General features: G+C 71.9%; 22 protein-coding genes and 1 pseudogene. 2 read left to right on the top strand and 21 right to left on the bottom strand.

Annotation, left to right across the window (positions count from 1 at the left end):
* Nucleotides 1–160 precede the first annotated feature (160 nt).
* The 8 genes from ACJ5H2_RS02720 to ACJ5H2_RS02685 all read right to left on the bottom strand — a co-directional run bounded on the left by ACJ5H2_RS02720 (nt 161) and on the right by ACJ5H2_RS02685 (nt 7,543).
* Nucleotides 161–1,798, bottom strand: coding sequence for a hypothetical protein (locus ACJ5H2_RS02720; protein WP_408898027.1), 1,638 nt, complete (start codon nt 1,796–1,798; stop codon nt 161–163).
* A gap of 144 nt (nt 1,799–1,942) precedes the next feature.
* A complete protein-coding gene (kynU, locus tag ACJ5H2_RS02715; protein ID WP_408898026.1) occupies nt 1,943–3,193 on the bottom strand; it encodes a kynureninase in 1,251 nt (416 codons plus the stop codon).
* Complete coding sequence (locus tag ACJ5H2_RS02710; protein WP_408898025.1) at nt 3,190–3,318, bottom strand: hypothetical protein; 129 nt, start codon at nt 3,316–3,318, stop codon at nt 3,190–3,192. Before ACJ5H2_RS02710 ends, kynU begins: the two co-directional genes overlap by 4 nt.
* Nucleotides 3,319–3,339: 21 nt before the next feature.
* Nucleotides 3,340–4,341, bottom strand: a complete 1,002-nt coding sequence (locus tag ACJ5H2_RS02705; protein WP_408898024.1) for an amidohydrolase family protein — start codon at nt 4,339–4,341, stop codon at nt 3,340–3,342.
* 4 nt (nt 4,342–4,345) lie between these two features.
* Nucleotides 4,346–4,870, bottom strand: coding sequence for a 3-hydroxyanthranilate 3,4-dioxygenase (locus tag ACJ5H2_RS02700; RefSeq protein ID WP_408898023.1), 525 nt, complete (start codon nt 4,868–4,870; stop codon nt 4,346–4,348).
* Nucleotides 4,867–5,295 (bottom strand): RidA family protein, encoded by a 429-nt coding sequence (locus ACJ5H2_RS02695; protein WP_408898022.1) that lies wholly within the window; start codon nt 5,293–5,295, stop codon nt 4,867–4,869. The genes ACJ5H2_RS02700 and ACJ5H2_RS02695 overlap by 4 nt, the downstream gene beginning before the upstream one ends.
* Nucleotides 5,295–6,080 (bottom strand): 2-keto-4-pentenoate hydratase, encoded by a 786-nt coding sequence (locus ACJ5H2_RS02690; RefSeq protein WP_408898021.1) that lies wholly within the window; start codon nt 6,078–6,080, stop codon nt 5,295–5,297. Before ACJ5H2_RS02690 ends, ACJ5H2_RS02695 begins: the two co-directional genes overlap by 1 nt.
* Nucleotides 6,077–7,543 carry a 2-hydroxymuconic semialdehyde dehydrogenase gene (locus ACJ5H2_RS02685; protein WP_408898020.1) on the bottom strand — a complete coding sequence of 489 codons (1,467 nt, stop codon included), beginning with the start codon at nt 7,541–7,543 and terminating at the stop codon, nt 6,077–6,079. Before ACJ5H2_RS02685 ends, ACJ5H2_RS02690 begins: the two co-directional genes overlap by 4 nt.
* Nucleotides 7,544–7,636: 93 nt before the next feature.
* On the opposite strand from ACJ5H2_RS02685, the gene ACJ5H2_RS02680 reads away from it, so the two are divergent.
* Nucleotides 7,637–8,560 (top strand): LysR substrate-binding domain-containing protein, encoded by a 924-nt coding sequence (locus ACJ5H2_RS02680; RefSeq protein WP_408898019.1) that lies wholly within the window; start codon nt 7,637–7,639, stop codon nt 8,558–8,560.
* Here the strand turns inward: ACJ5H2_RS02680 and ACJ5H2_RS02675 are convergent.
* Together ACJ5H2_RS02675 and ACJ5H2_RS02670 are read right to left on the bottom strand one after the other, a co-directional pair.
* Nucleotides 8,525–9,790, bottom strand: a complete 1,266-nt coding sequence (locus ACJ5H2_RS02675) for an MFS transporter (protein WP_408898018.1) — start codon at nt 9,788–9,790, stop codon at nt 8,525–8,527. The genes ACJ5H2_RS02680 and ACJ5H2_RS02675 overlap by 36 nt on opposite strands.
* Complete coding sequence (locus ACJ5H2_RS02670) at nt 9,787–10,659, bottom strand: alpha/beta hydrolase (RefSeq protein ID WP_408898017.1); 873 nt, start codon at nt 10,657–10,659, stop codon at nt 9,787–9,789. The genes ACJ5H2_RS02675 and ACJ5H2_RS02670 overlap by 4 nt, the downstream gene beginning before the upstream one ends.
* 178 nt (nt 10,660–10,837) lie before the next feature.
* Between ACJ5H2_RS02670 and ACJ5H2_RS02665 the strand changes: the two genes are divergently transcribed.
* On the top strand, nt 10,838–12,157 hold the full coding sequence (locus ACJ5H2_RS02665; RefSeq protein WP_408898016.1) for a hypothetical protein: 1,320 nt from the start codon (nt 10,838–10,840) through the stop codon (nt 12,155–12,157).
* A 123-nt stretch (nt 12,158–12,280) separates the two neighbouring features.
* Here ACJ5H2_RS02665 and ACJ5H2_RS02660 read toward each other — a convergent pair whose 3' ends face one another.
* The 11 genes and pseudogenes from ACJ5H2_RS02660 to ACJ5H2_RS02610 form a co-directional block, all read right to left on the bottom strand.
* Nucleotides 12,281–12,463, bottom strand: a complete 183-nt coding sequence (locus tag ACJ5H2_RS02660; protein WP_408898015.1) for a DUF3073 domain-containing protein — start codon at nt 12,461–12,463, stop codon at nt 12,281–12,283.
* Nucleotides 12,464–12,618: 155 nt separating this feature from the next.
* Nucleotides 12,619–13,680, bottom strand: a complete 1,062-nt coding sequence (gene purM, locus ACJ5H2_RS02655) for a phosphoribosylformylglycinamidine cyclo-ligase (RefSeq protein ID WP_408898014.1) — start codon at nt 13,678–13,680, stop codon at nt 12,619–12,621.
* Between the two features lie 17 nt (nt 13,681–13,697).
* Nucleotides 13,698–15,182: an amidophosphoribosyltransferase gene (gene purF, locus ACJ5H2_RS02650; protein WP_408899581.1), complete on the bottom strand. Its 1,485-nt coding sequence runs from the start codon at nt 15,180–15,182 to the stop codon at nt 13,698–13,700.
* Between the two features lie 11 nt (nt 15,183–15,193).
* Nucleotides 15,194–16,581: pseudogene (locus ACJ5H2_RS02645) on the bottom strand (FAD/NAD(P)-binding protein).
* Nucleotides 16,582–16,808: 227 nt separating this feature from the next.
* On the bottom strand, nt 16,809–18,161 hold the full coding sequence (locus ACJ5H2_RS02640) for a dipeptidase (RefSeq protein ID WP_408898013.1): 1,353 nt from the start codon (nt 18,159–18,161) through the stop codon (nt 16,809–16,811).
* Between the two features lie 49 nt (nt 18,162–18,210).
* Nucleotides 18,211–20,007, bottom strand: coding sequence for an ABC transporter substrate-binding protein (locus ACJ5H2_RS02635; protein ID WP_408898012.1), 1,797 nt, complete (start codon nt 20,005–20,007; stop codon nt 18,211–18,213).
* Between the two features lie 10 nt (nt 20,008–20,017).
* Entirely contained in the window at nt 20,018–20,899 is an 882-nt protein-coding gene (locus tag ACJ5H2_RS02630) for a hypothetical protein (protein ID WP_408898011.1), read from the bottom strand.
* 7 nt (nt 20,900–20,906) lie between these two features.
* On the bottom strand, nt 20,907–21,560 hold the full coding sequence (locus tag ACJ5H2_RS02625) for a hypothetical protein (protein WP_408898010.1): 654 nt from the start codon (nt 21,558–21,560) through the stop codon (nt 20,907–20,909).
* A gap of 13 nt (nt 21,561–21,573) precedes the next feature.
* On the bottom strand, nt 21,574–22,278 hold the full coding sequence (locus ACJ5H2_RS02620; protein ID WP_408898009.1) for a hypothetical protein: 705 nt from the start codon (nt 22,276–22,278) through the stop codon (nt 21,574–21,576).
* Nucleotides 22,279–22,325: 47 nt separating this feature from the next.
* Nucleotides 22,326–22,553: a hypothetical protein gene (locus ACJ5H2_RS02615; protein ID WP_408898008.1), complete on the bottom strand. Its 228-nt coding sequence runs from the start codon at nt 22,551–22,553 to the stop codon at nt 22,326–22,328.
* Between the two features lie 90 nt (nt 22,554–22,643).
* Nucleotides 22,644–22,931 carry a WXG100 family type VII secretion target gene (locus ACJ5H2_RS02610; RefSeq protein WP_408898007.1) on the bottom strand — a complete coding sequence of 96 codons (288 nt, stop codon included), beginning with the start codon at nt 22,929–22,931 and terminating at the stop codon, nt 22,644–22,646.
* Nucleotides 22,932–22,946 lie beyond the last annotated feature (15 nt).

The raw sequence follows: 22,946 nt of genomic DNA, 5'->3' as shown, positions 1-22,946 counted from the left end.
GGGAGATCCTTCTGGCGCGGGCAGCCGCCAGCACCGGCGAGCCTTGCCCAACGACCGCATCCGTCTTGGGCAACACCTGACCGCGAGGTCGTCGGGCGTGCGGGTCTAGGGTCGGTGAGGTTGGGCACCCGCACCACTTCGCGGCTGCGCCCGGCCGGTCTCAGACGGGGCTGAATCCGGTGCTGCCGTCGCTGCTCTTCTCCAGGACTCCTGCGTTGTTCCGCAGCCACAGGCCCCCGAGGCTGAAGCCGGACGCGTAGCTCTCGTAGTCGCCGTCGGTGTGCTTGCCGTGGGTGGCTGCCTCCCCGGCGAGGGCGGGATACCAGGTCCCGCTGACCGCGCACTGCGAGAAGTGGTGCGTGCTGCCGGTGCCGGTGCCGGAGTTGAACCCGAACCGGGTGTACTTGGGGGCTGTGTCGAGGCTGGCGTCGTCGACGAACTCACCGACCTGGCCGTAGACGGCGCACTGGGAGAGCCAGAGGTGCTTGCCGAGCAGCAGGAAGCCGTCGACCAGCGTGCGCGCCTGCGGGTAGCCGGCGGCTCGGACCGCGATGCGGGACAAGCGGTGGTGGCGTGCGTTGGCGTGCACCTTCACGCCCTGTTGGCGCGGGCGGATGATCTGGAGGTTGTCGATGACGTAGTTGTAGCCGTTGATGAAGAGCCCCAGACCCGGGTCTTCGATGACGACCGAGGAGACGGAGAGGTCGGCGAGCCAGGGCACCGGGATGCTGGGGTCTCCGGCGCCGCTGCTGACGTAGTCGGAGTCCTCACCGTCCGAGCGATGCAGGCACAGTCCGCTGCCACCGGAGCGGCGGATGATGACTCCGTCGATGATCGTCTGTCTGGGGAGTCCGAGCTGCTCGCGCTGCTGCTCGAGCGTCATCCCGTTGATGTTGTCGGTCTTGACGCAGATCCCATTCTGCGCGTTGTCCTCGAAGACGACCCCTCCGCCGATGTAGCCGCCCTCACCGCCGCCGAACGCGTCGATGCCGTCACCGCCACGACTGCCGGTGAATCGTCCACCGACTAGGCGGTAGTCGCGGGCGTGCACCCGTGCCTTGACGTTGTCGAGTGCGCAGCCCAGGCCGACGCAGTCGGCCAGGGTCGTTGCTCGGGAGTCGTCGATCACGAAGTTGTAGGACGAGGCCGCCTCGGTTCGTCCGGCCCGGACCCGCTGGATGAGCGCATCGACCGCTGTACCGGTGCGCGTGGCGACGTCGCCGCCGATGAGCACGTTCACGCCGTGGTCGCCGGTGATGTCGAGGTCCTCGACTCGGGCGCCGGTCGATCCGGGCGGGACCCAGACACCGGCCGCGCCGAGGCCGACGGTCACGGTCTGTCGTTGGACCGTGACGCCGCGCAATGCGCCCGCGACCTCGAACCCGACTCCTGCGTGGTCGATCTTCGCGGCGGCACCGGCGACCCCGGCGATGGCGGCACCCGAGCGCACCACCACGGGACGCGTCAACCGCAGGGTCGTACCCGGCCACTCGAGGTGCGAGGTCTCCGCGAGGGCCGCCTCTACGACGGCGGTCGCGTCGTCGCTGGCGACATGGCCCGGTGGCAGGCGGTCGGCCAGGTTGACTGGCCGATGTGCGATCTGGACGTAGCGCCCGTCGAGTGCGGTCCTGGTCGCGCTCGAGGTCTCGACCAGCTCCTCGACCTGGGTGTCGAACGCGGGATCGGGCGCGGCAGCCGCGGCGCGCGACGGCTGAGCCGCGACTCCCCCGGCGAAGAGCCCTGTGGTCGCGCCTGCTCCGAAGAGCGTGCGTCGTCGTACTGCCCGGTCCTTCGTCATTCGGATCCCCCCGCAGCTCATCGAGCCAAGCGCCGTAGCCCACTGCCCTACTGACAGCGATCGGCGACATGGCTTACGCCGCAAGGACCCGTGCTCGGTATCGAGGAGGACCGTTCTCGACAGCTCGCGATCTCGTGCCGGCGCCTAGGTGACCTGCCCGCTCGGCGCGGCGGGGAGGGCGCGCCACGACTCCGAGACGACGATCTCCTGCAGGACCTCCACGGCGTCCCACACGTCGGTCATCGAGGTGTAGAGCGGCGTGAAGCCGAAGCGCATGATGTCGGGCGCGCGGAAGTCGCCGATCACGCCGCGCTCGATGAGCGCCTGCATCATCGGGTACCCATCGTCGACGCGCACCGAGACCTGGCTGCCGCGGCTCGCGTGCGCGCGGGGGGTCACGACGGTGCCCAGCCCGGGCAGCCGCTCCTCGACCAGCCGGATGAACATGTCGGTGAGAGCCAGGCTCTTGGTCCGGATGTCCGCCAGCGACACCTCCTCCCAGATGTCGAGGGAGGCCTCGAGCGCAGCCATCGAGATCAGCTGGGGCGTGCCGATCCGGAACCGGGTCGCACCCTCCCCCGCGGCATAGGCGCCCTCGAAGGCGAACGGCCGGCGGTGACCCTGCCACCCCGTCAGCGGTGGCGCCGCCGCCTCCTGATGACGTGGCGCCACGTAGACGAAGGAGGGCGAGCCGGGCCCGCCGTTGAGGTACTTGTAGGTGCATCCGGCGGCGAAGTCGGCGCCCGCCGCGGTGACGTCGACGGGGAGTGCCCCGACGCTGTGGCACAGGTCCCAGACCACGAGTGCGCCCGCGGCGTGGACCCGGGCCGTGGTCTCCGCCATGTCCAGCAGCTCGCCCGTGCGGTAGTTGACCTGGGAGAGCAGGACGACGCCCACCTGCTCGTCGAGCAGGTCGTCGAGGGAGGCACCCGGGGTCCGGGGGTCCACCAGACGCAGCTCGAGCCCGGCGATCTCCTGCACCGACTGCAGCAGGTAGAGGTCCGTCGGGAAGTTGTCCGCCTCGGCGACGACCACCCGCCGGTCCGGGCGCAGCCGGACCGCCGCCGTCAACGCCTGGAACAGGCTGATCGACGTCGAGTCGCCGACGACCACCTCGCCGGCTCCGGCCCCGATGAGCGGGGCGATCCGGTCGCCCAGGACGACCGGCTTCTCGAACCAGCCCGCGTCGTTCCAGCTCCGGATGAGTCCGTCGCCCCACTCGCGCCGGATCATCGTCTCGACCCGCTCGGGCGTGTGCGCCGGCAGCGCGCCCAGCGAGTTGCCGTCGAGGTAGATCACGCCGGGAGGCAGGGTGAACCGCTCCCGGAACCGCCGAAGCGGATCCTGCTCGTCCCACTGCAGACAGTCGTCTCGGCCGATAGCGGTGTCGGTCACCTGCCGGTCCCTCCTCGTTCGTCGTCGCGCTGGTCGCGCTGCTGCTCGTCGTACCTCGGGTGGAGCTGGGCGGCCGGGCGGAGCACACAGTGCCAGACCGAGTCGACCATCTCCGTGCCGGACACGCCAGTCGCGGCACACCGCGCTCAGCCGAGGAAGCGCCGGGCGTTGCCGGCCAGTACGAGCTTCCGCTCGGCCTCGCCGAGGTAGTCGGCGCGGTGCACGACGCTCCCGACCGGGCGCTCGCCCAACGGGTACGGATAGTCGCTGCCCACCATCACCTGCTCGACGCCGAGCACCTCGACCAAGGTGCGCAGCGCCGCGGGGTCGAAGACGACGGAGTCCACCGAGAACCGCCCGACGTACGACGACGGCGGCCGCTGCGAGGTGCCGATGACGTCCTTGCGCTGGTGCCAGGCGTTCTCGAAGCGCCCGAGCCAGAACGCGAACGACCCGCCGCCGTGGGCGAAGCAGATCCGCAGGCTCTCGGGGACCCGGTCGAAGACGCCGCCCAGGATCATCGCGATGATCGACAGGTGGGTCTCGGCGGGCATCCCCGTCAGCCACTGCGCCATCCAGCGCGACAGCCGAGGCGACTCCGCCATGTCCCAGGGATGCACGAACACCGGCACGTCGAGCGCGGCGGCGTGCTGCAGGAAGGTCACGATGCCCTCGTCGTCGAGGTCGCGGTCGCCGACGTGGTTGCCGATCTCGACGCCGCGGTGTCCGGCGGCCACGGCGCGCTCGAGCTCGCGGCAGGCCGCATCGGTGTCCTGGAGCGGGACCTGGCAGAACGGGACGAGCCGCCCGCCACCGGGTGCGCAGATCTCGAGGGCGAGGTCGTTGAAGATCCGGGCGACCTTCTCCGCCTCGCCCCGCGGCTGTTCGTAGCCGAAGAAGACCGGGGTCGGCGAGACCACCTGGACGGCGACCCCGTCGGCGTCCATCTCGGCGAGCCGGATCTCGGCGTCCCAGCAGCTCGCCTGGATGCGCCGGAACTCGGTCGAGCCGACCATGATCATCGCCTCGGCCTCCGACTCGGGGCGCAGCCAGGGCTGGCCCTCCCCCAGGTCCGGCCAGCCGTTGGGCACGAAGTGGGTGTGCACGTCGACGATGTCGCGAGCGCCGGCGTCCGGTGCGTGGTCCATGGCGTCAGCCCTTCCCGGGGTGCAGCGTGCCGCAGCGGTCGCAGGTGCGCGCCGGCGTCGACCCGTAGAACTGCTCGAAGACCGGCGGCAGGTCGGCGACGATGTCGCGGACCTGAAGCTCCACCTCGTGCACGAGGTGGTCGCACTCCATGCAGAACCACACGAACTTCTCGAGGGTGCCCTCCTCGCGGATCCGCTCGATGACGATGCCGATCGAGCGGGGGTCGGGGCGCTGGGGCGAGTGGTAGACGTTGCGCGGCAGCATCCACATCTCGCCCTCGCGGATGTCGACGCGCTGGATCCCGTCGTCGGTCATCAGGTTGACGTGCATGTCGCCGCGGTACTGGTAGAACCACTCCTCGTAGGGGTCGAGGTGGAAGTCGGTGCGCTGGTTGGGCCCTCCGACGACCTGCACGATGAAGTCGCCCATCGGCTCCCACATCTGCCGGTTGTTGACCGGCGGCCTGAGCTGGTCCTCGTGCTCGGCGATCCAGCGCTCGAAGTCGAGGACGGGTGGGATCGTGGTCATGACTCCTCCTGGGAGGTGGGTAGGGACGCAGTCGCCTGGATCTCGATGAGCAGATGGGGGTGCGGCAGCTGGTGGACGGCGACCGTCGTCCGGGTCGGCCCGGTCTCGTCGAAGTACTCCGCGTAGACCTCGTTGTAGCCGCCGAAGTCGTTCATGTTGACCAGGTACGTCGTGACCTGGACGAGGTCCTCGAGCCCGGCGCCCACGGCGCCGAGGATGTCCCGGATGTTCTCCAGCACCGCCCGCGTCTGCTTCCGGATGTCGAGGTCGGTGACCCCGAGGTCGTCGACGCGCACGCCCTCGAAGGTGTTGTCCGGGCGCCGGCTGCTGGTGCCGGAGACGAAGACGAGCCCGCCCACCACCTTGACGTGGGGGAACCGCCCGCGGGGGGTCGCCTTGCCGGCGACGACATGGGACTCGGGCATCACAGTTCTCCGCTCGTGGCGAGGTCCACCGCGCCGAGGCCGGCTACCGTGGCCGTGACGAGCACGCCGGCCTGGAGCGGTACGGCGGCCGTGGCGGCCCCGGCGAGGAGCACGCCCCCGCGGCGCAGCGGCTGTCCGTGCCGGGCCGCCATCCGCTGGAGCGCCGGCAGGGCGGCCCACGGATCGCCGAGGATGTCGGCGGTCGAGCCGCGCGCCGCCTCGACGCCGTCGACGTGGAGCACGACGGGGAGCGCGGCCAGGTCGAGCCGGGCCCGCACGTCGGCGACCGGCACCCACTCCCCCACGACGTACGCCGAGGCCGAGGTGTTGTCCGCGACGACGTCGGCGAGGCTGAACCGGAAGTCCCGATAGCGGCTGTCGATGACCTCGAGCGCGGGCGCGACGTGGGTGACGGCGGCGGCCAGGTCCGCGTCCGGCGCTCCCGGGTCGACGTCCGAGCCGAGCAGGAAGGCGACCTCCGGCTCCACCCGCGGGTGGATCGACCGGGTCAGGTCGAGCGTTCCGGTCGCGGCCATGGTGTCGGTGAGCGTCCCGATGATCACGTCCGAGACGCCCATCTGCGCCGCCTTGGCCCTGCTGGTGAAGCCCAGCTTGGCGCCCGCGACCCGCTCTCCGCGCTGTTCGCGAAGCGCGATGCCCGCGCGCTGGATCGCGTAGGCGTCCGCGAGGTCGAGCGCGCGGCCGTCGGACAGCTGCGGCACGGCCTCCCCGGTGCGCGTCGCCTCGTCGAGCACACGTGCCAGCTCGTCGTACCGGCCGGTCACAGCTGCACGCACACGTTCGTGGGCTCGGAGTAGAAGTGCAGGGAGTGACGACCGCCCTCGCGGCCGATGCCGGAGAGGCCTGCCCCACCGAACGGCGAGCGCAGGTCGCGCAGGTACCAGGTGTTGACCCACGCCATGCCGACCCGCATCTGCTGGGCCACCCGGTGGCCACGCTCCAGGTCGCTGGTCCACACGGCCGCGGCCAGCCCGTAGTCGGTGTCGTTCGCGAGCCGCACCGCCTCCTCCTCGGAGTCGAAGGGGATGAGCGCGGCCACCGGACCGAAGACCTCCTCGCGTACCACCCGTGCGCTGTTGTCGAGGCCGACCCACAACGTGGGCTCGACCCACGCCCCGCCGGCGAGCTCCTCGCCGAGGTCGGGGACGCCTCCTCCGACGACCACGGTGGCGCCCTCCTCGACGGCCAGGTCGAGATACGCCTGTACCTTCGCGCGATGCTCCTGGGAGATGAGCGGACCGGTCGTCGTCCCCGGGGCGTCGGGGCGGCCCAGCCGCAGCGCACCGGCACGCTCGGCCAGGCCGGCGACCACCTCGTCGAAGACGGACCGCTCGACGTAGACCCGCTCGGTGCACAGGCACACCTGGCCGGTGTTGAGGAAGATCGACCGCGCGAGGCCGTCGAGGGTCCGCGGGAGGTCGCAGTCGGCGAAGACCACCGCCGCGTTCTTGCCGCCGAGCTCGAAGGAGACCGGGCGCACCCGCGGCGCGGCCGCGCGCATGATCGCGGCTCCCGTGCGCGACTCGCCGGTGAAGGTGATCGCGTCGACATCGGCGTGCGTGGTCAGCTGCTCGCCCGCGGAGTCGGGGCCGAAGCCGTGCACGACGTTGTACACGCCGGCCGGTACGCCGGCCTCGACCATCAGCTCGGCGAGCAGGGTGGCGGTCGAGGGCGTCTCCTCCGACGGCTTGACGACGACCGCGTTCCCGCACGCCAGCGCCGGCGCCACCTTCCAGGTCAGCAGCAGGAGGGGGAGGTTCCACGGGACGACGACGGCGACCACGCCCAGCGGCTTCGGCACGGCGTAGTTGAGGGCCCGGCGCCCGTCGGGGAGGTCGGTGAGGAAGGAGTCCAGGCCGGTGGCGGCGACCGTGTCGGCGAAGGAGCGGAAGTTGAGCGCGGCGCGCGCGACGTCGAGCTCGCGGACGAGGTGCTCGGGCTTGCCGGTGTCGCGCACCTCCGCGGCGACGAGCTCCTCGCGTCGCTCGTCGATCCGGTCCGCGACCCGGCGCAGCAGGGCGACCCGCTCCGCGACGGTCATCGACCCCCACGGCCCGGCCAGCGCCGCACGGGCCGCGGCGACCGCTGCGTCGACGACCTCGGGTCCGGCCTCGTGGACCACGGCGACGACGGAGCCGTCCACCGGGCTGTGCTTGACGAAGGTGGCCACGCCGGCGACGGGGGCGCCGGCCACGTGGTTCAGGACGGACGGAGGGCTGCTGGCCATGTCCGCGAGCGTAGGAACGGCGTGCCATGCCCGTCCAATGCCATTCCTGGGCTTTCCTATGCCTTTTGCTGCAGGGCGGCTAGGGTGCGGAAGGTGCCCACGCCCCGCCTCCTCGACGGCCGCCTCAAGCTGCGCCATCTCATCCTCGTGGACGTCCTCACCGAGCGCGGCAGCGTCGTCAGCGCGGCCGCGGCCCTGCACGTGACCCAGCCCGTCGTCACCCGGGGCCTGCACGACCTGGAGGCGATCTTGGGCGTCCAGCTCTACGAGCGCGGCCCGCGGGGCGTCACGCCCAACGAGTTCGGGCTGGCCTTCACCGACCACGCGCGCGCGGTCCTGGCGCAGCTGAACCAGGCGGCGCGGCACATCGAGGAGCTGGCGGACGCCACCCGGGGCGAGGTCGTCGTCGGCACCCACCTGGCGGGCTCGAACCTGCTGCTCCCGCGGGCGATCGCGCACGTGAAGCGGGACCACCCGATGCTCAGGGTGAGCGTGCGCGAGGGGCTGCCCGACGCCCTGCTGGTGGATCTCACGGCGGGCCGGGTCGACCTGGTCGTGGGCAGGCTGGGCGGCGCGGTGCCCGAGAGCCTGAGCCGGGAGGCCCTCTACGAGGAGCACATCCGCATCGTGACCGGTGCCCACCACCCGCTGGCCGGGCGCCGAGGGCTCGCGCTGGACGACCTCGCCGACTACCCGTGGATCCTGCCGGGCAGGTCGACCCGGCTGCGCGACGAGCTCGAGGCCTACTTCGCCCGGCACGGCTTCGTCGCCCGTCCCGACCAGGTGGAGGCGACGTCCTTCCTGACCGTGCGCCAGCTGCTCATCGAGACCGAGATGGTCGCCGCCCTGCCCGGGCTGATCGGCGCCGAGGACCCCCGGCTGACCGTGCTGCCCCTGTCACTGGACCTCGTCGGCCACAGCGTGGGGATCACCCGGGCCACCGACCGCCAGCTCAGCCCCGCCGCCGGCGCGCTCATCGCGTCACTGCGCGCCGTCGCGACCGGCATCGGGGAGTAGCGCCGCCCGTCCCGTGCCGGGGCGGACTCCGGAGAACGCGAGGAGGCAGGCGCAGCCCAGGGCGACCAGGACCGGGACCGCCGCCAGGAGCATGACCGTCGTCGGCGCCAGGTGGGCGCCGATGAGCACGCCCCCGATCGCCGGCCCGACCACCGAGCCGACCCGGCCCACGGCGGCGGCCAGGCCCACGCCCGTCGTCCGCAGGGCGGCGGAGTAGACCGACACCGCCATGGTCAGCTGGCCGATCTGGCAGGCGACCACACCGAGCCCGGCGCCCAGGACCAGCAGGAGGAGCGGACGTCCCGACGCCTCGAGCGTCCCCAGCAGGACGAGGAAGACCAGACCCACCACCGCGACCACCACCATCGCCCGCGCGATGCCCAGGCGCAGGGTGAGAGCGATCAGGGTGAGACCGCCGAGCACCCCGCCGACGCTGAGGAAGGTGAGGCCGATGGGGGCGTCGGACACGCTGAACCCGTAGGAGACCAGGATCGTCGGGATCCAGCTGGTGAGCATGTAGGACGTGATGAACACGAGGAACGAGAACGTCCACAGCAGCAGGGTCGTCGTGCGGTACACGGGCGCCAGGAGCGCACGGACCTCGGCGGAGGGCGCCTCCTCGACGGCGGCCTCCTCGGTGCGCGCCGGTGCCCTGCCCAGCACCGCTGCGGCGAGCACCATCGACAGCAGCGTCGCGACGGCCGCGATCCAGTACATGCCGTCGGCGCCCCAGCCCCTCAGCACGGGCCTCCCGACCGCGCCGCCGACGGCGATGCCCGAGGCGAGGCCGAGGGTGACGACGACCGCGATCCGCTGCTTGTGGCGCGCCGGGTTGAGCGAGGTGGTGATCCCGATCGCCGTGGGCAGCACGACGCCGATCCCGAGCCCGGTGAGGATGCGGGCGGCCGTGAGCAGCGTCATCGACTCGGTGGGCAGCACGAGCGCGCTGAGCGCGCTGCCGACCATGGCCAGGAGGAGCCCACCCTGGAGAGCGCGCCGCTCGCCGAGCCTGACGCAGACCCAGCCCGCGGCGACATAGCCCAACGCGACGCCGGCATTGGTCGCGGCGATCGGATAGGTGAACGCCGAGGGGGCGACGCCCCAGTCGGCGGCCAGGCGCGGGACCACGACGGAGATCGTCGCGCTGTCGAAGCCGTCCACGAGGACCAGCACGAAGCCGACCACCACGACCGGGATGCGGACCCGCGCGCGGGTCAGGGTGCTCGTCATCGGGCGACCTCCTCGTGGCTGACGGCGGTCACGGCGCGCAGCGCCCGCTCGAACAGCGGGCTCCCCGCGGTGCCGAACGCCTGGGCCGTGCGGATGTGGTCGTGGTCGGGCAGCGGAACCTCGGCGACCGTCGCTCCGTGGGCGCGCAGGGCGCTCGCGAAGGCCTCGCCCTGGTCGGAGAAGAACGACGAGGGCGCCGCCACGGCGTTCAGCTCCGGCACGCCGTAGGCCACCACGGTCTCCGGCACGGAGCCCGCGACCTGGAGGGTCGGGCTGAGCGCCTCGCCGTCGGCACCCGACTCGTCGGCGCGGATGTCGTACACGCCGCTGACTCCGACCAGCGAGCGGACCGGAGCCGACAGCGCATCCCGCAGCAGGGCCTGGCCGTGGGCGGTCGCCGCGACCATGGCCGCGAGGTGCGCTCCCGCGGAGTGCCCCGCGAGGGAGAGCCGGGCGGGATCGCCGCCCCAGTCCGCCGCCCTCGCGACGACCCGGCGTACGGCGGCCGCGGCGTCGTCGACGGCCTGGCGCTTGGTCGCCTGCGCCTCGAGGCGGTAGCCCGCCGAGACGAAGACCACTCCGGCCTCGACCCAGGGCGCCGCCAGCGCGTCGTAGTAGTCCGGGTGGCCCTCGCGCCAGCGCCCGCCGTGGAAGAACACGAGGACGGGCGCGCCCACCGCGCCGGCCGGACGGAAGACGTTGAGCACCTGGTGCTCGTCGTCGCTGCCGTACCTCTCGACCGAGTGCGCGAACCGCGCCCGGACGCCCTGGCCCTCCTTCAGCGCCCGCTCGTAGAAGCCGGGCCAGTCGACGGCGTAGGCATCCGGGTGGAGGACAGTGGCGAAGCCGCTGTGCCTGGGAGTGGTCACGAGTTTCCCTCTCGTCCGCATGTCGGCCGCGTGTTCGACCAGCTCACTGAGCGTGCCCACGTCGCGTCCGAGCGTCCAATGCCCTTTCGCGGCGCAGGCATAGTCGGAACGCAATAGCCATCCGCTCCGGGCGCGAGCCGGACGGCGCCGGCCGAGCCTCTCCACGTAGGGTGCGCCCGTGCTGCCGTCGTTCGAGATCGCCGCCCGCCATCGCCCCGTGGCGCTGGTGGCGGCACCCGGCGCGTTCCCACTGCGTGCGCCCTTCGCCGCCGTCGAGGCTGCGCTGTCCGCTGCGCCGGCCGAGCTCGCTCTGGCCCACCCGGACGGGACCCGGCTTGCGGTGCGGCACGACACGGGCCGGGCATCGCTGAGCATCCGCGTGCGCGGCGGCGACCACACGCTGCGCAGCCGCCGTCACGGCCGCACCAGCGCGCCCGCGAGCCGCCTCGGCCTGACCCTGACCGGCAGCCATCTCGCCGTGCTGTGCCTCGAGCGGGAGGCGTGGGTGGTCCGCGGGCGGATCGACCTGCGCGAGCTCGACGGGCCGGACACCCGCGACCCCGCCTGGCTGGCCGGACTCCGGCCGGACGCCTCGGCGGGGACGGGCGAGCTGCGGGCCGGGCCCTTCGGCCAGCTCGGCCTGCGCGACGTCCGTCTGGTGTCGTACGCCGACGGGTCGCCGTACCGGGTCGGGCGCGAGGTGCTCTTCACCGCGACCAGCGCCGGCCCCGGCTTCTTCGACACCGCCCACACCTCGGTGTGGTCGCTGGCCGCGGACGGCCGTGTCGCCTGGCGCAGCGATCTCTTCTTCGAGCGCCCCGACCGGCCCGGTGTGTACGGCGACCATGCCACCCACCTCGTCCGCGACGGGGACCGGTGGCTCGTGGCGACGAGCACCTGGTCGGACTTCCCGGCGCGCAAGGCCGACCGGGTGCCCGGAGCGCTGGGCGTCACCCTCGCGGAGTCGAGCGCCGACCTGACGAGCGGGCGGCACGTGCTGCCCACCCGGCGGCTGGCGCTGCCGACCCACGGCGCGAGCGTCGGCGTGTGGGACCCGCACCTGGTGCGCACGGACGAGGGCTGGCTCGTCGGCTACGTCAGCGCGAGGCGCTTCTTCGACTTCCACCCCGTGCTGGCGGCCGGTCCGTCGCTGGACGAGCTGGCGCTGCGCGGCGCGGCCACCGACCGTCGCGCGACCGAGGGCACCACGCTGCTCCGGGTCGAGGACGGCTGGCGGGTGCTCGCCAGCGACGGTAGGGACAACCGGCGCGCGGTTCGCGGGCGCTTCCCCGTGTTCGACACGGCGCTGGCGGAAGTCGGCACGCTGGCGGCGCCGTACCCGACCAACATCCCCTGGCCGACCGTGGTCCCGCCGGACCCGGACCTACCCGGGGACCGGTGGCGCCTGGTCACCTTCGACGGCACGCGGTACGGCGGCAGGCTGGCCGGCTACGGCACCCACGGTGATCTCGTGGTGATGTCCCAGCGCGGTGCCTGACCGCGGGACGAGGGCAGGCGCCGTCAGCGAGGAGGCGACGACCCTCAGGCCCGGTCGGCCACGCAGGGGGGCACGGACGGCGTCTCGGACGGCCGCGGTGCGCCCTCCGGCGTCCGAGCCGACTCAGTCGCGGCGGTCGGCGTAGTCCGACCACTTCTCGAGCACCTCGGGCTCCACCTCGTCGGAGCTGGTCGCCGGCTCTCCATGGAGCTCAGCGGCCAGAGCCGAGAGATCAGTCTCGTGAGTGCGGTACTTCAGGTCGCGAGCGACCTTGGTCTGCTTGGCTTTCGCACGGCCGCGGCCCATAGGGTCCAGCCCCCTCGCACACTTGGCCGGTAGCCCTCCGGGCCCCGGACTGCTGAATACGTAGTCTCGTGGGTCCAACGGTACATGGCCGGTGGGTGTTCCCGCACGCTGGGAGCACCTTCCCGCGAGCCGTCAGGGCACGAATGAGGCGCAGGTCACCAGGTGGGGTGCTGACCGACCAGCTCCACGGTGCCCTTCTGCTCCGGGTCGACGGCGACCTCGCCGGCGACCCAGCTGTCGATGCCGAGCTCCGCGAGCCGGGTGCGGGCGGCGTCGACGGAGTCGGGAGGCAGCACGGCGACCATCCCGACGCCGCAGTTGAGCGTGGCCTCGAGGTCGGCCTGGGGGACGTCGCCGACCCTGCGGATGACGTCGAAGACCGGCGCGGGCACCCACGTGCTGCGGTCGAGGGTCGCCTTGAGCTCCGGGGGCATGACCCGCGCGAGGTTGTTCGCGAGCCCGCCGCCGGTGATGTGGGCCATCGCGTGGACCTCGGTCTCACGGGCGATCGCCAGGCACGGCTTGGTGTAGATCCGGGTCGGCTCGAGCAGCTCCTCGCCGAGGGTGCGGCCGAACTCCTCGACATGGCGGTCGACGGACCAGCCGGCCTGGGCGAAGAAGACGTGGCGAGCGAGGGAGTACCCGTTCGAGTGCAGGCCGCTGGCCGCCATCGCGACGACGACGTCCCCCGGACGGACCCGTCCCGGACCGAGCAGGGCGTCGGCCTCGACCACGCCGGTGGTCGCGCCGGCGACGTCGTACTCGTCGGGGGCGAGCAGGCCGGGGTGCTCGGCGGTCTCGCCGCCGACCAGGGCGCAGCCCGCCTCGACGCACGCCTCCGCGATGCCCTTGACGATCGCGGCGATCCGCTCGGGCACGACCTTGCCGGTGGCGATGTAGTCGGTCATGAAGAGCGGCTCGGCACCGCAGACGACGAGGTCGTCGACGACCATGCCGACCAGGTCGAAGCCGATCGTGTCGTGCTTGTCGACCATCTGCGCGACGGCGACCTTGGTGCCGACCCCGTCGGTGGAGGTGGCGAGCAGCGGTCGCCTGTACGACGTCAGCGCGCTCGCGTCGAAGAGCCCGGCGAAGCCGCCGAGGCCGCCCAGCATCTCGGGCCGGCGGGCCTTCTCGACCCACTCCTTCATCAGGTCGACGGCGCGGTCCGCGGCCTCGATGTCGACGCCGGCACGGGCATAGGCGTTCTCAGCCACGGTTCCCCTTGGTTCGCTCACGGGTTGTTGAAGACGGGAAGCGCCTCGCCGTGCGTGCTCGGCTTGAGCGTCGCCTCGAGGAGGTGCTTGCCGAGCAGGCTCTCGTCGGGGAGCTCGATCGGGTAGTCGCCGGTGAAGCAGGCGGTGCACAGGCTGGTCTGCGGCTGGCCGGTCGCCTCGACCATGCCCTCGAGCGAGATGTAGCCGAGGCTGTCGGCGCCGACGCTGGCGGCGATCTCGTCGACCTCGAGGCCGTTGGCGATCAGCTCGGCGCGCGTGGCGAAGTCGATGCCGTAGAAGCAGGGCCACTTGACCGGCGGGCTGGAGATCCGGACGTGGACCTCGGTCGCCCCGGCCTCGCGCAGCATCCGCACCTGGGCACGCTGGGTGTTGCCGCGCACGATGGAGTCGTCGACGACGACGATGCGCTTGCCGCGGATCATGTGCTCGAGCGCGTTGAGCTTGAGCCGGATGCCGAGCTGCCGCAGGGTCTGGCTGGGCTGGATGAAGGTGCGGCCGACGTAGGCGTTCTTCACGAAGCCCTGACCGAAGGGGATGCCGCTCTCGAGCGCGTAGCCCGACGCGGCCGGCGTACCCGACTCCGGGACGGGGATCACGAGGTCGGCCTCGACGGGGAACTCGCGGGCCAGCTGGCGGCCCATCTCCACGCGGGCCTCGTGCACGCTCCGCCCGGCGATCGACGCGTCGGGGCGGGCGAGGTAGACGTACTCGAACACGCAGCCCTTGCGGCGCGGCTCGGCGAAGCGGTGGGAGCGCAGGCCGTCCTCGTCGATGACGATGAGCTCGCCCGGCTCGACCTCGCGGACCACGCTCGCGCCGGTGGTCGCGAGGGCGGCGTCCTCGCTGGCGACGACCCAGCCGCGCTCGAGGCGGCCCAGCACGAGCGGCCGGATGCCCTCGGGGTCGCGGGCGGCGTACAGGGTGTTCTCGTTCATGAACACGAACGAGAACGCGCCCTGGACCTGCGGCAGCAGCTCCAGCGCGCGGGCCTCCAGCGACTGGTCCGGGTGGTGGGCGAGCAGCGCGGTCACCAGGCTGGTGTCGTTGGTGGACGACTCGAGGTTGCGGGCGTGGATGTCCAGCTCGCCGTCGTCGCTCGGCAGCGCCTGGACCAGGTCCGCGAGGTGCGCGGTGTTGATCAGGTTGCCGTTGTGACCCAGGGCGATCGAGCCGTCCTCGGTGGGCCGGAAGGTCGGCTGCGCGTTCTGCCAGGTGCTCGCACCCGTGGTCGAGTAGCGACAGTGGCCGACCGCGAGGTGGCCGGCGAAGGACTCGAGCGTGTTCTCGTCGAAGACCTGGGAGACCAGGCCCATGTCCTTGTAGACGAGGATCTGCCGACCGTTGCTGACCGAGATGCCCGCCGACTCCTGGCCGCGGTGCTGCAGGGAGTAGAGGCCGAAGTACGTCAGCTTCGCGACGTCCTCACCCGGGGCCCATACACCGAAGACTCCGCACACGTTGCGCAAGCCTACCGGCCGGATGGGTCAATCCGTCAGTTCGCGACGACCCCGCGAGACGAGCGCCGCAGGACCGCGCTCGCGACCTGGGCCGCCTGGGCCCGGATCTCCGGGATCGCGGTGGACTCCCACAGGGTGCCCTTGCGCGACGGGCCGACCGCGAAGAGCCCGTCGACCACGGCGCCGTCCGCGCCGACGACAGCGCCGTCGAGGGTGGTGTCGAGGCCGAGGGCCAGCGGGTCGGGAGCGGCCGTCCCGCGCGCCACGAGGGCGCGCAGGAGAGGGTCCGCGCTGTGTCGCACGTCGGCGAGCGGGCCGGTGCAGTTCACGATCGCGTCGACCTCGAGGTGCGCCTGGCCGGGCGCGGTCGTGACCCGGCAGCGCTCGCCGAGGTCCTCGACCGCGTGCAGGCTGCCGGGCTGGACCGCGAGGCGGTCGTCGTACCGGTAGGCCTGGAGGCGCAGCGCGACCTCGGGCGCCATCCGGTGCCGGCGGATCTCCCAGTCGCGCGCGTGGACGTCGAGGAAGCGGCGGCGCTCGGCGGCGGGGAGCCGGCGCCACAGGGTCTGCGTGAGCGGGCGGAGGCCGTCGACGACCGCGCGCCAGTTGACGCCGCGCTCCGCGGCGGCCTGACACTCCCGGACGAGCGCCGCGGCGAGCGCGTCCGCGGTGACCGCGTCGTCGGGGACCTTGGTGACCCACGCCGTGTGCGCCTGGCCGACGTGCGGCTTGGGCAGGAGGCCGCTGCGGCTGACCATCGTCACGTGCCGCTCCGGGCCGTCCTCGAGCAGGGTGATGACCGTGTCGACGGCCGTGAGCCCGGTGCCCACGACGACGATCCGGGCGTCCGCGGGCAGGGCGCGCAGGCGGGCCAGCTCCCAGGGGTTGGCGACATGCCACGGCGCCTCGGGGAGCACCGCCCCGCCCGCCGTGGCGAGCGGGCGGGGCGGCTGGTTCCCGTGGCACAGCACCACGGTGTCCGCGGTCGAGGTCGAGCGCTCGGTCACGATCTCGAAGCCGGTGGCGGCGGGGACCACGTCGAGCACCCGCCCGGCCCTGATCCGCAGCCGGTCGTCCGCCACGTCGGCGAGCCGGTCCTGGAGGTAGATCGCATAGTCGGCCCGCGGGAGGAACCCCTGGGGGTCGCTGCTGCGACCGGTGCGCAGCGCCCAGTCGAGAAGGTCCGACGGCGCGTCCGGGAACGCGCTCATGTGCGCGCGCGCACGTTGAGCAGGTGACGCCGGTCGTTGGTGCCGTAGGCGATGCCGCGCCCGACGATCCCGCTCGCCTCGTGGACCACGACCTCGAGGCCAGGCTCGTCGGAGCGGACCAGCAGGTTGATCGCCGTCAGGACGCCGCTGGCGCCGCCTCCGATCACGGCCACCCGGGTGCGCGCACCCGGGGTCGTCCTCGTCACCGTCATGCGCTGAGTCTAGTGGACCACTCGACTTAAGTCAGATTGTTGGAGTCCCGCGTCGTGAGGGTTGAGTCGTCAGAAACGACCCGTCGAGTTGCCACTTCGTGCGCACCGGTCCCCCGCGGCGCCTCCTCGACGGGTCACTTCGGACGACTCGACGGGTCACTTCCGACGACTCGACGGGTCACCACTGACGACTCGACGGGTCACCAGTGACGACTCAACCTCGAGAGTCATCCGGCGAGGTTGCGCAGGAGCAGGGCCTCGGCCAGCAGGACCTTCTCGAACTCGGCCAGGTGCAGGCCCTCGTTCGGGCCGTGGGCGCGGGTGTCGGGGTCCTCGACGCCGGTCACCAGGACGGAGGCCTGCGGGAAGGTCTCGAGGAACTCGGCGATGAAGGGGATCGAGCCGCCGACGCCCATGTCGACCGGCGGGGTGCCGTCCCAGGCCTCGGTGAACGCCGCCCGCGCGGCGTCGTACGCCGGTCCGGTGACGTCGAGCGCGATCGGCTCGCCCGTGTCCACCACCTCGATCGAGAGCTGGGCGCCCCAGGGGACGTGCTTCTCGAGGTGGGCGCGCAGGCACGCGACGGCGTTCTCCGAGGTCTCGCCCGGCGCGGTGCGCAGCGCGAGACGAGCCCGGGCGGAGGGGATGAGGGTGTTGGAGGAGCCGTCGACCTTCGGCGCGTCGAGGCCGATGACGGACAGCGCGGGCTGCGTCCACAACCGCTCGACGGCCGGGCCGGAGCCGATCCACTCGACGCCGTCGGCCACACCGGACTCGGCGCGCAGCCGCTCCTCGGGGTAGTCGACGTCTGCCGCCGGGCCCGCGTGCAGCCCGGCGACCGCGACCTGCCCGGCGTCGTCGTGCAGCGAGGCGATCAGCCGGGACAGGGTGATGAGGGCATCGGGCACCAACCCGCCCCACATGCCCTGGTGTACGGCGTGGGTCAGGGTGCGGACCTCTACGTTGACCCGCACCAGGCCACGCAGGCTCGTGGTCAGCGCGGGCACGCCGATGTCCCAGTTGCCGGAGTCGGCGATCACGATGACGTCGGAGCGCAGCTCCTCGACGTACTTCTCCAGCAGCTGCGGGAGGGTCGCGCTCGCGACCTCCTCCTCGCCCTCGATGAACAGGCGCACGGTCACGGGCAGGTCGTCTCCGAGCATGCGCAGCGCGGCGACGTGGGTCAGGATGCCGGCCTTGTCGTCGGCGGCGCCCCGGCCGTAGAGGCGGCCGTCGCGCTCGGTGGGCTCCCACGGGGGGCTGTCCCACTCGGCGTGGTCGTTCTCGGGCTGCACGTCGTGGTGGGCGTAGAGGAGCACCGTGGGCGCGCCCTCGGGTCCCTTCTTCTCTCCGATCACGGCGGGCGGTGCGCCGTCGTAGGCGCGCACGATCTGCACGTCGACGCCCTCCGCGGCGAACAGGTCGGCGGTCGCCCGGGCGCTCACCTCGACCTGGTCGAGGCGGTCGGGGTCGGCGCTGACGGACTGGATGCGGACGAGCGCCTCGAGGTCCGATCGGACACCCGGGAGGATCTCGGCGAGGCGCGTGCGCAGGTCGGTGGTGGAGACAGGTCCGGTCATGACGGCCAATGTAGGGGCCCGGTGGAGTCCGGGCACGTTCGGCCCGGGATCAGCGCGAGGCCCGGCCCCACTCCGCGACGCCCGAGGTCAGCGAGGCGACCGGTCCGGGCCGGGGGCTCACGCCCTCCACCTCGGGGACGCGCACGGTGACCACGGGGTTCATCGCGATCGGCAGGACGACGGCGTCCTCGACCAGGGTCTTCTCGATCTGCGCCTGCAGGTCGCGGGCGTCGTACCGGTCGACGGTGCGGGCCCACTGCGCGATCAGCTCGTCGCGACGAGGGTTGGCCAGACCCGGCAGGTTCGACTTCGCCTCACCGCCCCACCACCGCGTGAGGTCGCCCGCACTGCGCGGGACGGGGACCCGGATCAGCGCGGCCTGCCAGCCGGAGGGATAGCCGGAGAGCTCGGTGAGCTCGGGGGCGCCGCAGTCGGTGAGCGTCCACCCCGCCGCAGCCATGACGTCGCGCAGCACGCCGTAGGCGTTCTGGGCGAACGAGCTCCGCCGGTCGTAGAGGAGGCAGACCGTCGCCCCCGCGGGCACACCCGCGTTCGTGCGCTCCAGCCCCGGGTCCTCGCTGACCTTGCCGAAGGCCGCCTCGAAGCCCGCGTCCTCCAAGGCGATCTCGTAGCCGTCGCTCTCCGGAGCCGCCACGACCGCGTTCGACGCCACGTAGGCGTCGGCCCAGGCCCCGCCGCCCGCCTCGGTGAGGTCGTCGCGGGGAACCGCACGCAGGAAGGCCGCGCGCGACTCCTTCCGCGCGAACGGCGGCCCGTCGGCGCGCAGGGCGAGGACCCACATGGTGCCGTCGTGGCTCGTGGACATGCCGTAGTCGCGCCGCTCCATCATGCGCACGTCCTTGCGGCGCTCGGTCGCGGGTGCGAGCTGCGCGACGTCGACGCGCTTGCCCAGGCCCTCCATCTTCTCCTCGTCGGACATCTCGAGGAGCTCGACCCGCTCGAAGGAGGGAGCCGGCTTGCCCGTGTACTCGCCGTTGGCGACCAGCTCGACCCGCATCGCCCCGGACTCCTGCTCGGAGATGTCGGTGACCCGGTAGGGCCCGCTGGAGACGAGCAGCTCGGGATCCGCACCCTCGGTCGAGAGCCGGAAGTCGCCGTTCCAGGTCTCGGCGAGCCGGGCGAGGGCGGAACCATCACGTCCGCGGATGGCATCGACGACCGCCTTCTTCGCCTCCATCGGGTCCTCGATCCCGAGGGCGAGCTGGCCCAGGACGTGCGCGGGTACGGCGACGTCGAGCGCGGTGCTCCAGTCGTTGACGGGCTGGGTGAACGCCACCTCGATCGCGCGCTCGGACTCCTCGTAGCTCGCCAGCCTCTCGCCGAGCGCGAGGCCGGTGGGGACCGCGTCGAAGCCGCCCTCGCCGTCGGAGCCGGTGGCCCAGGCGAGCACGAGGTCCGCGGCATCCACCGGGATGCCGTCGGACCAGGTCGGCTCGGCGAGGTCATAGCGGACGGTGAACGGCTCCTTGCCGGTGACCTCGACCTTGCCGAAGCTCTCGTCCGTCACCACCTCGCCGTTGACGAGCTCGGCGAACCGGCCGCGCGTCAGCGCGGCGACGTCGAGGTTGCCCGGGGTGGCGTCGGCGGCCATCGCGGCGTTCGAGCTGGTGAGCGTGCTCGACCATCCGATGGTGACCTCACTGCCCTTGACGACCGACTCCGGCAGCTGTTGCCCCCCGCAGGCCGCCAGCCCGACGCACACCGCGACCGATGCCGCGAGCGCGGCTGCGCGCCTCCCCCGATGCAACACGTTCGTCCCTTCCTCGAGCGCCGACTCCGGCGATCGGACCCGCCCGAGCGGGAAGGCCTCGACTGCTCGACCCACAAACTAGCGTTCAGCGGGAGCGCTTGAGGAACCGGAGCGAGCCGTCGAGCTTGCTGGGTCGCTCGACACGCTGGTCGGTGTAGAAGGGCACCGCGCGCTCGTCGAAGCCCGCGGCGACGTACTCCCCCGCTGCCGCCGGATGCGTCTCGCGCCAGAGCTGCGCGAGGTCGAGCATGCGGGAAGCGACGGAGAACACCCAGGCCCAGACCTCGGGATCCCTGGTCGAGACGTCTCCGTAGTGGCTGTAGGCGAGCAGCCAGCCCTCACGCACCTCGACGGTGAACGAGCGCGCGAGGTCGGCCAGAGCCGCCAGCGTCTCACCCGAGAGCAGCTCCTGCGCCTCCCCCTCACGGCCCTTCTCGGTGTGCGCGGTCACCTCCGCACCAGCGGGTAGCTCGACCCGGGTGCCCTTGGTCCTGAACTTCTCGAACGGCGAGCCGTCGCTGTCGGTGACGTCCTCGAAGTTGAGCTGGCCGACCGCGGTGATCGCGGCCGAGGCCAGGTTGAGCGGCGTCATCGCCCCGACCGCCCCAGCGAAGGAGACCAGGACGTGGGGCAGCGCCCGACCGTGCTGGACGGCGATATAGCCCTGGCGGGAGGGGACGAGGTCGTCGGACCCCTTCCAGTAGCGCCAGCCGTGGTTGCCGAACTCGACCTTCGGCTCACCGCGCGTCGCCACGACGTCCTTGCACACCGACTGGGCCCCGATGAGCAGGCTGGGAAGGTCCCCCTTCACCCCCGGGTCGTAGTCGAGGTCGTTCGCGTGGGCGAACTCCTCGATCGAACCGCCACTGCGGGGCAGCAGCCGACCCGCGACACCTGACGAGCGTCGCTCCACGAGAGGGGTGGCGTCGAACCAGAAGGAACGACCGTCGTCACCGCCGCCGAACATCGAGGCCCTAGTTCCATCCGTCCGAGGACAGGGTGAAGTCGGTCGGCTTGGTCACGCCGTCACCGACGTCCTTGATGTACTGCTTGAAGTCGTCGACCGTGATGGTCTCGCCGAACACCTCGGCGCTCGCGCCGTTCAGCTCGCCCACGATCTCGTTCAGAATGGCGTCGCGGATCTCGGGAGTGACCTCCTCGCCGACGGTCGCCTGGATCTCGTTGACCGCGCTGTTGTAGGCCAGCAGAGCCACGGATCGGGCGCCGGCGAAGCCGGGGTTGTTCCAGAGCGTGCTGAGGTCGTCCTTCGACTTCGAGTCCATCAGCGCCTGGAACTGGCTCTTGAGGTTCTTGAGCTCGAGCCAGTCCTTGAGGTCCCGGGGGCCGGCGTAGTGGTCGAGGAGCCCACCACGACGGATGAGCACGTCGACCATCTGCTTGTAGTCGTCGGTGCCCGTGCGGTTGTCCGGGTCCGTGCTGTTGTTGCGGATGCTGTCGCGGAACTGGGTCAACCGCGACGTGCTCGTGTCGGTCTCGCGGAGCCGGTCCATGTCCGTGCGATGGCGCACCGCGTGCGTCCGCATCAGGCCGGGCATGCCGACGTTGAGGTGGGTCTGCGCGAACTTGTACGAGAACTTGATGTCGTCGAAGAGCAGCTTCAGCTTCATGACTCCCATGGGGCTACTCCGTGATGTGCAGGTCGGCGATGTCGGTCATGAACTGGGTGATGATGGACTCGGCGTCGCCGGCATGCTGGTTCATGTCGGCCTCGGCCTGCTCCATCACCTGGAAGTCGAAGTAGATCTCGCCGAGGTCGGCGCCGGTGTCCTCGACGATCGGAGCGTCCAGGATCATCTGCATGGCTCCGGGGATGACGTCCTTGAGCATCTCGATGACGGGGCCGTCGACGGCCTCGATGACGCCCGAGACGGCGAGGTCGACGAGGATCCCCGTTGCGACCTTCGTCGCGATCATCCGGGCGGCGGCGGCCGCGGCCCCGAGGGGGCCGAGAGCGAGCAGCGGCACCAGGGTCGCCAGCGTGAACGCCAGCTGGGCGAGGAACTTCACCTTGAGGCCGGTCACGACGTAGCCGGCACCGTCGATGCCCATGGCGATCGGGTCGAGGCTGTCGAGCAGCTTCTGCATGTTCTGCGAGCGGTTGACGTTCCACGCGGCGAGGTAGGCCTCCCCGCTCCTGCTGCGCACCCCGGCCGCCAGGTCGGTGACGATCTTGGTATCCATCTGCTGGATGAGCGCCTCGAGATCGTCGCGGAACGTCCGCGTGAGGTCGGCGGCCTTGTGGACCTCGTCCTCGTTGATGTCCGGCCATTCCAGACCCAGCTTGTCCAGGATCCAGATCAGGTTGTCCGGCAGCATCACTGCCATGTGGGTTCTTCCTTCCAGGTCGGTCCGCCGAAGGTCGGCACCGACGGCTAGAGCTGCCCGTCCGTGGACAGCTCGCCGTACTCGTCCTTCGCCATCTCCAGGTAGCGCTGGCCCTCCTCGCTGTCGAGCCAGGCCTGCGCGTGGGCGATGAAGGTCGCCGGCGCCTCCTCGGCCTCGTCCGCGGTGCCGAAGGGTCCGAGCCATCCGTCGCCCTCACGGCTGTCGGCCTGGATCACCTGACCCGACCCGACGTCGTACCAGTAGCTCTTGGCCATCACTCACGCCTCATCATTCGTCTGCCCGTACGAGATCTGCGTCGGGCCCGATGGCACAGCCATCGGGCCCGACGCAGGAGACCACCAGGGTCAGGAGGACGCCAGGCCCGAGTCGGTGTCCTGGAACGCCGTCTTCATCTGCCGCAGCGCCGTCGCGGCCGCCGGGATCGCCTCGAGGGCGGTCTCCAGGCCGTCGCTGAGCTCCTCGTAGGAGTCGAGGAAGGCGACCGAGGCCGCCTCGGTCTTGAAGCTGCTGTCGGTCAGCTCCTGGACCAGGCTGCGCAGCTCGGTGAGGAGGCTCGCGAGGTCCTCCTTGCCGGTCTCCAGCTTGTCCGCCGCCGAGTCGATGTCGTCGAAAGTAAGCTCTTGGTCTGCCACCGAAGTTTCCCTTCT

Origin of the sequence: Nocardioides pymetrozini, from assembly GCF_046058985.1 — a bacterium.
GTDB lineage: Bacteria > Actinomycetota > Actinomycetes > Propionibacteriales > Nocardioidaceae > Nocardioides.
The sequence above is the reverse complement of the archived record's forward strand: the minus strand, read 5'-3'. Positions and strand labels throughout refer to the sequence as shown.

What these genes read in the sequence shown, in the direction of transcription:
- ACJ5H2_RS02720 (WP_408898027.1), bottom strand. Translation starts at nt 1,798, where the DNA reads ATGACGAAGGACCGGGCAGTACGACGACGCACGCTCTTCGGAGCAGGC.
- ACJ5H2_RS02705 (WP_408898024.1), bottom strand. Translation starts at nt 4,341, where the DNA reads ATGGACCACGCACCGGACGCCGGCGCTCGCGACATCGTCGACGTGCAC.
- ACJ5H2_RS02700 (WP_408898023.1), bottom strand. Translation starts at nt 4,870, where the DNA reads ATGACCACGATCCCACCCGTCCTCGACTTCGAGCGCTGGATCGCCGAG.
- ACJ5H2_RS02695 (WP_408898022.1), bottom strand. Translation starts at nt 5,295, where the DNA reads ATGCCCGAGTCCCATGTCGTCGCCGGCAAGGCGACCCCCCGCGGGCGG.
- ACJ5H2_RS02685 (WP_408898020.1), bottom strand. Translation starts at nt 7,543, where the DNA reads ATGGCCAGCAGCCCTCCGTCCGTCCTGAACCACGTGGCCGGCGCCCCC.
- ACJ5H2_RS02675 (WP_408898018.1), bottom strand. Translation starts at nt 9,790, where the DNA reads ATGACGAGCACCCTGACCCGCGCGCGGGTCCGCATCCCGGTCGTGGTG.
- ACJ5H2_RS02660 (WP_408898015.1), bottom strand. Translation starts at nt 12,463, where the DNA reads ATGGGCCGCGGCCGTGCGAAAGCCAAGCAGACCAAGGTCGCTCGCGAC.
- ACJ5H2_RS02640 (WP_408898013.1), bottom strand. Translation starts at nt 18,161, where the DNA reads ATGACCGGACCTGTCTCCACCACCGACCTGCGCACGCGCCTCGCCGAG.
- ACJ5H2_RS02630 (WP_408898011.1), bottom strand. Translation starts at nt 20,899, where the DNA reads ATGTTCGGCGGCGGTGACGACGGTCGTTCCTTCTGGTTCGACGCCACC.
- ACJ5H2_RS02625 (WP_408898010.1), bottom strand. Translation starts at nt 21,560, where the DNA reads ATGAAGCTGAAGCTGCTCTTCGACGACATCAAGTTCTCGTACAAGTTC.
- ACJ5H2_RS02620 (WP_408898009.1), bottom strand. Translation starts at nt 22,278, where the DNA reads ATGGCAGTGATGCTGCCGGACAACCTGATCTGGATCCTGGACAAGCTG.
- ACJ5H2_RS02615 (WP_408898008.1), bottom strand. Translation starts at nt 22,553, where the DNA reads ATGGCCAAGAGCTACTGGTACGACGTCGGGTCGGGTCAGGTGATCCAG.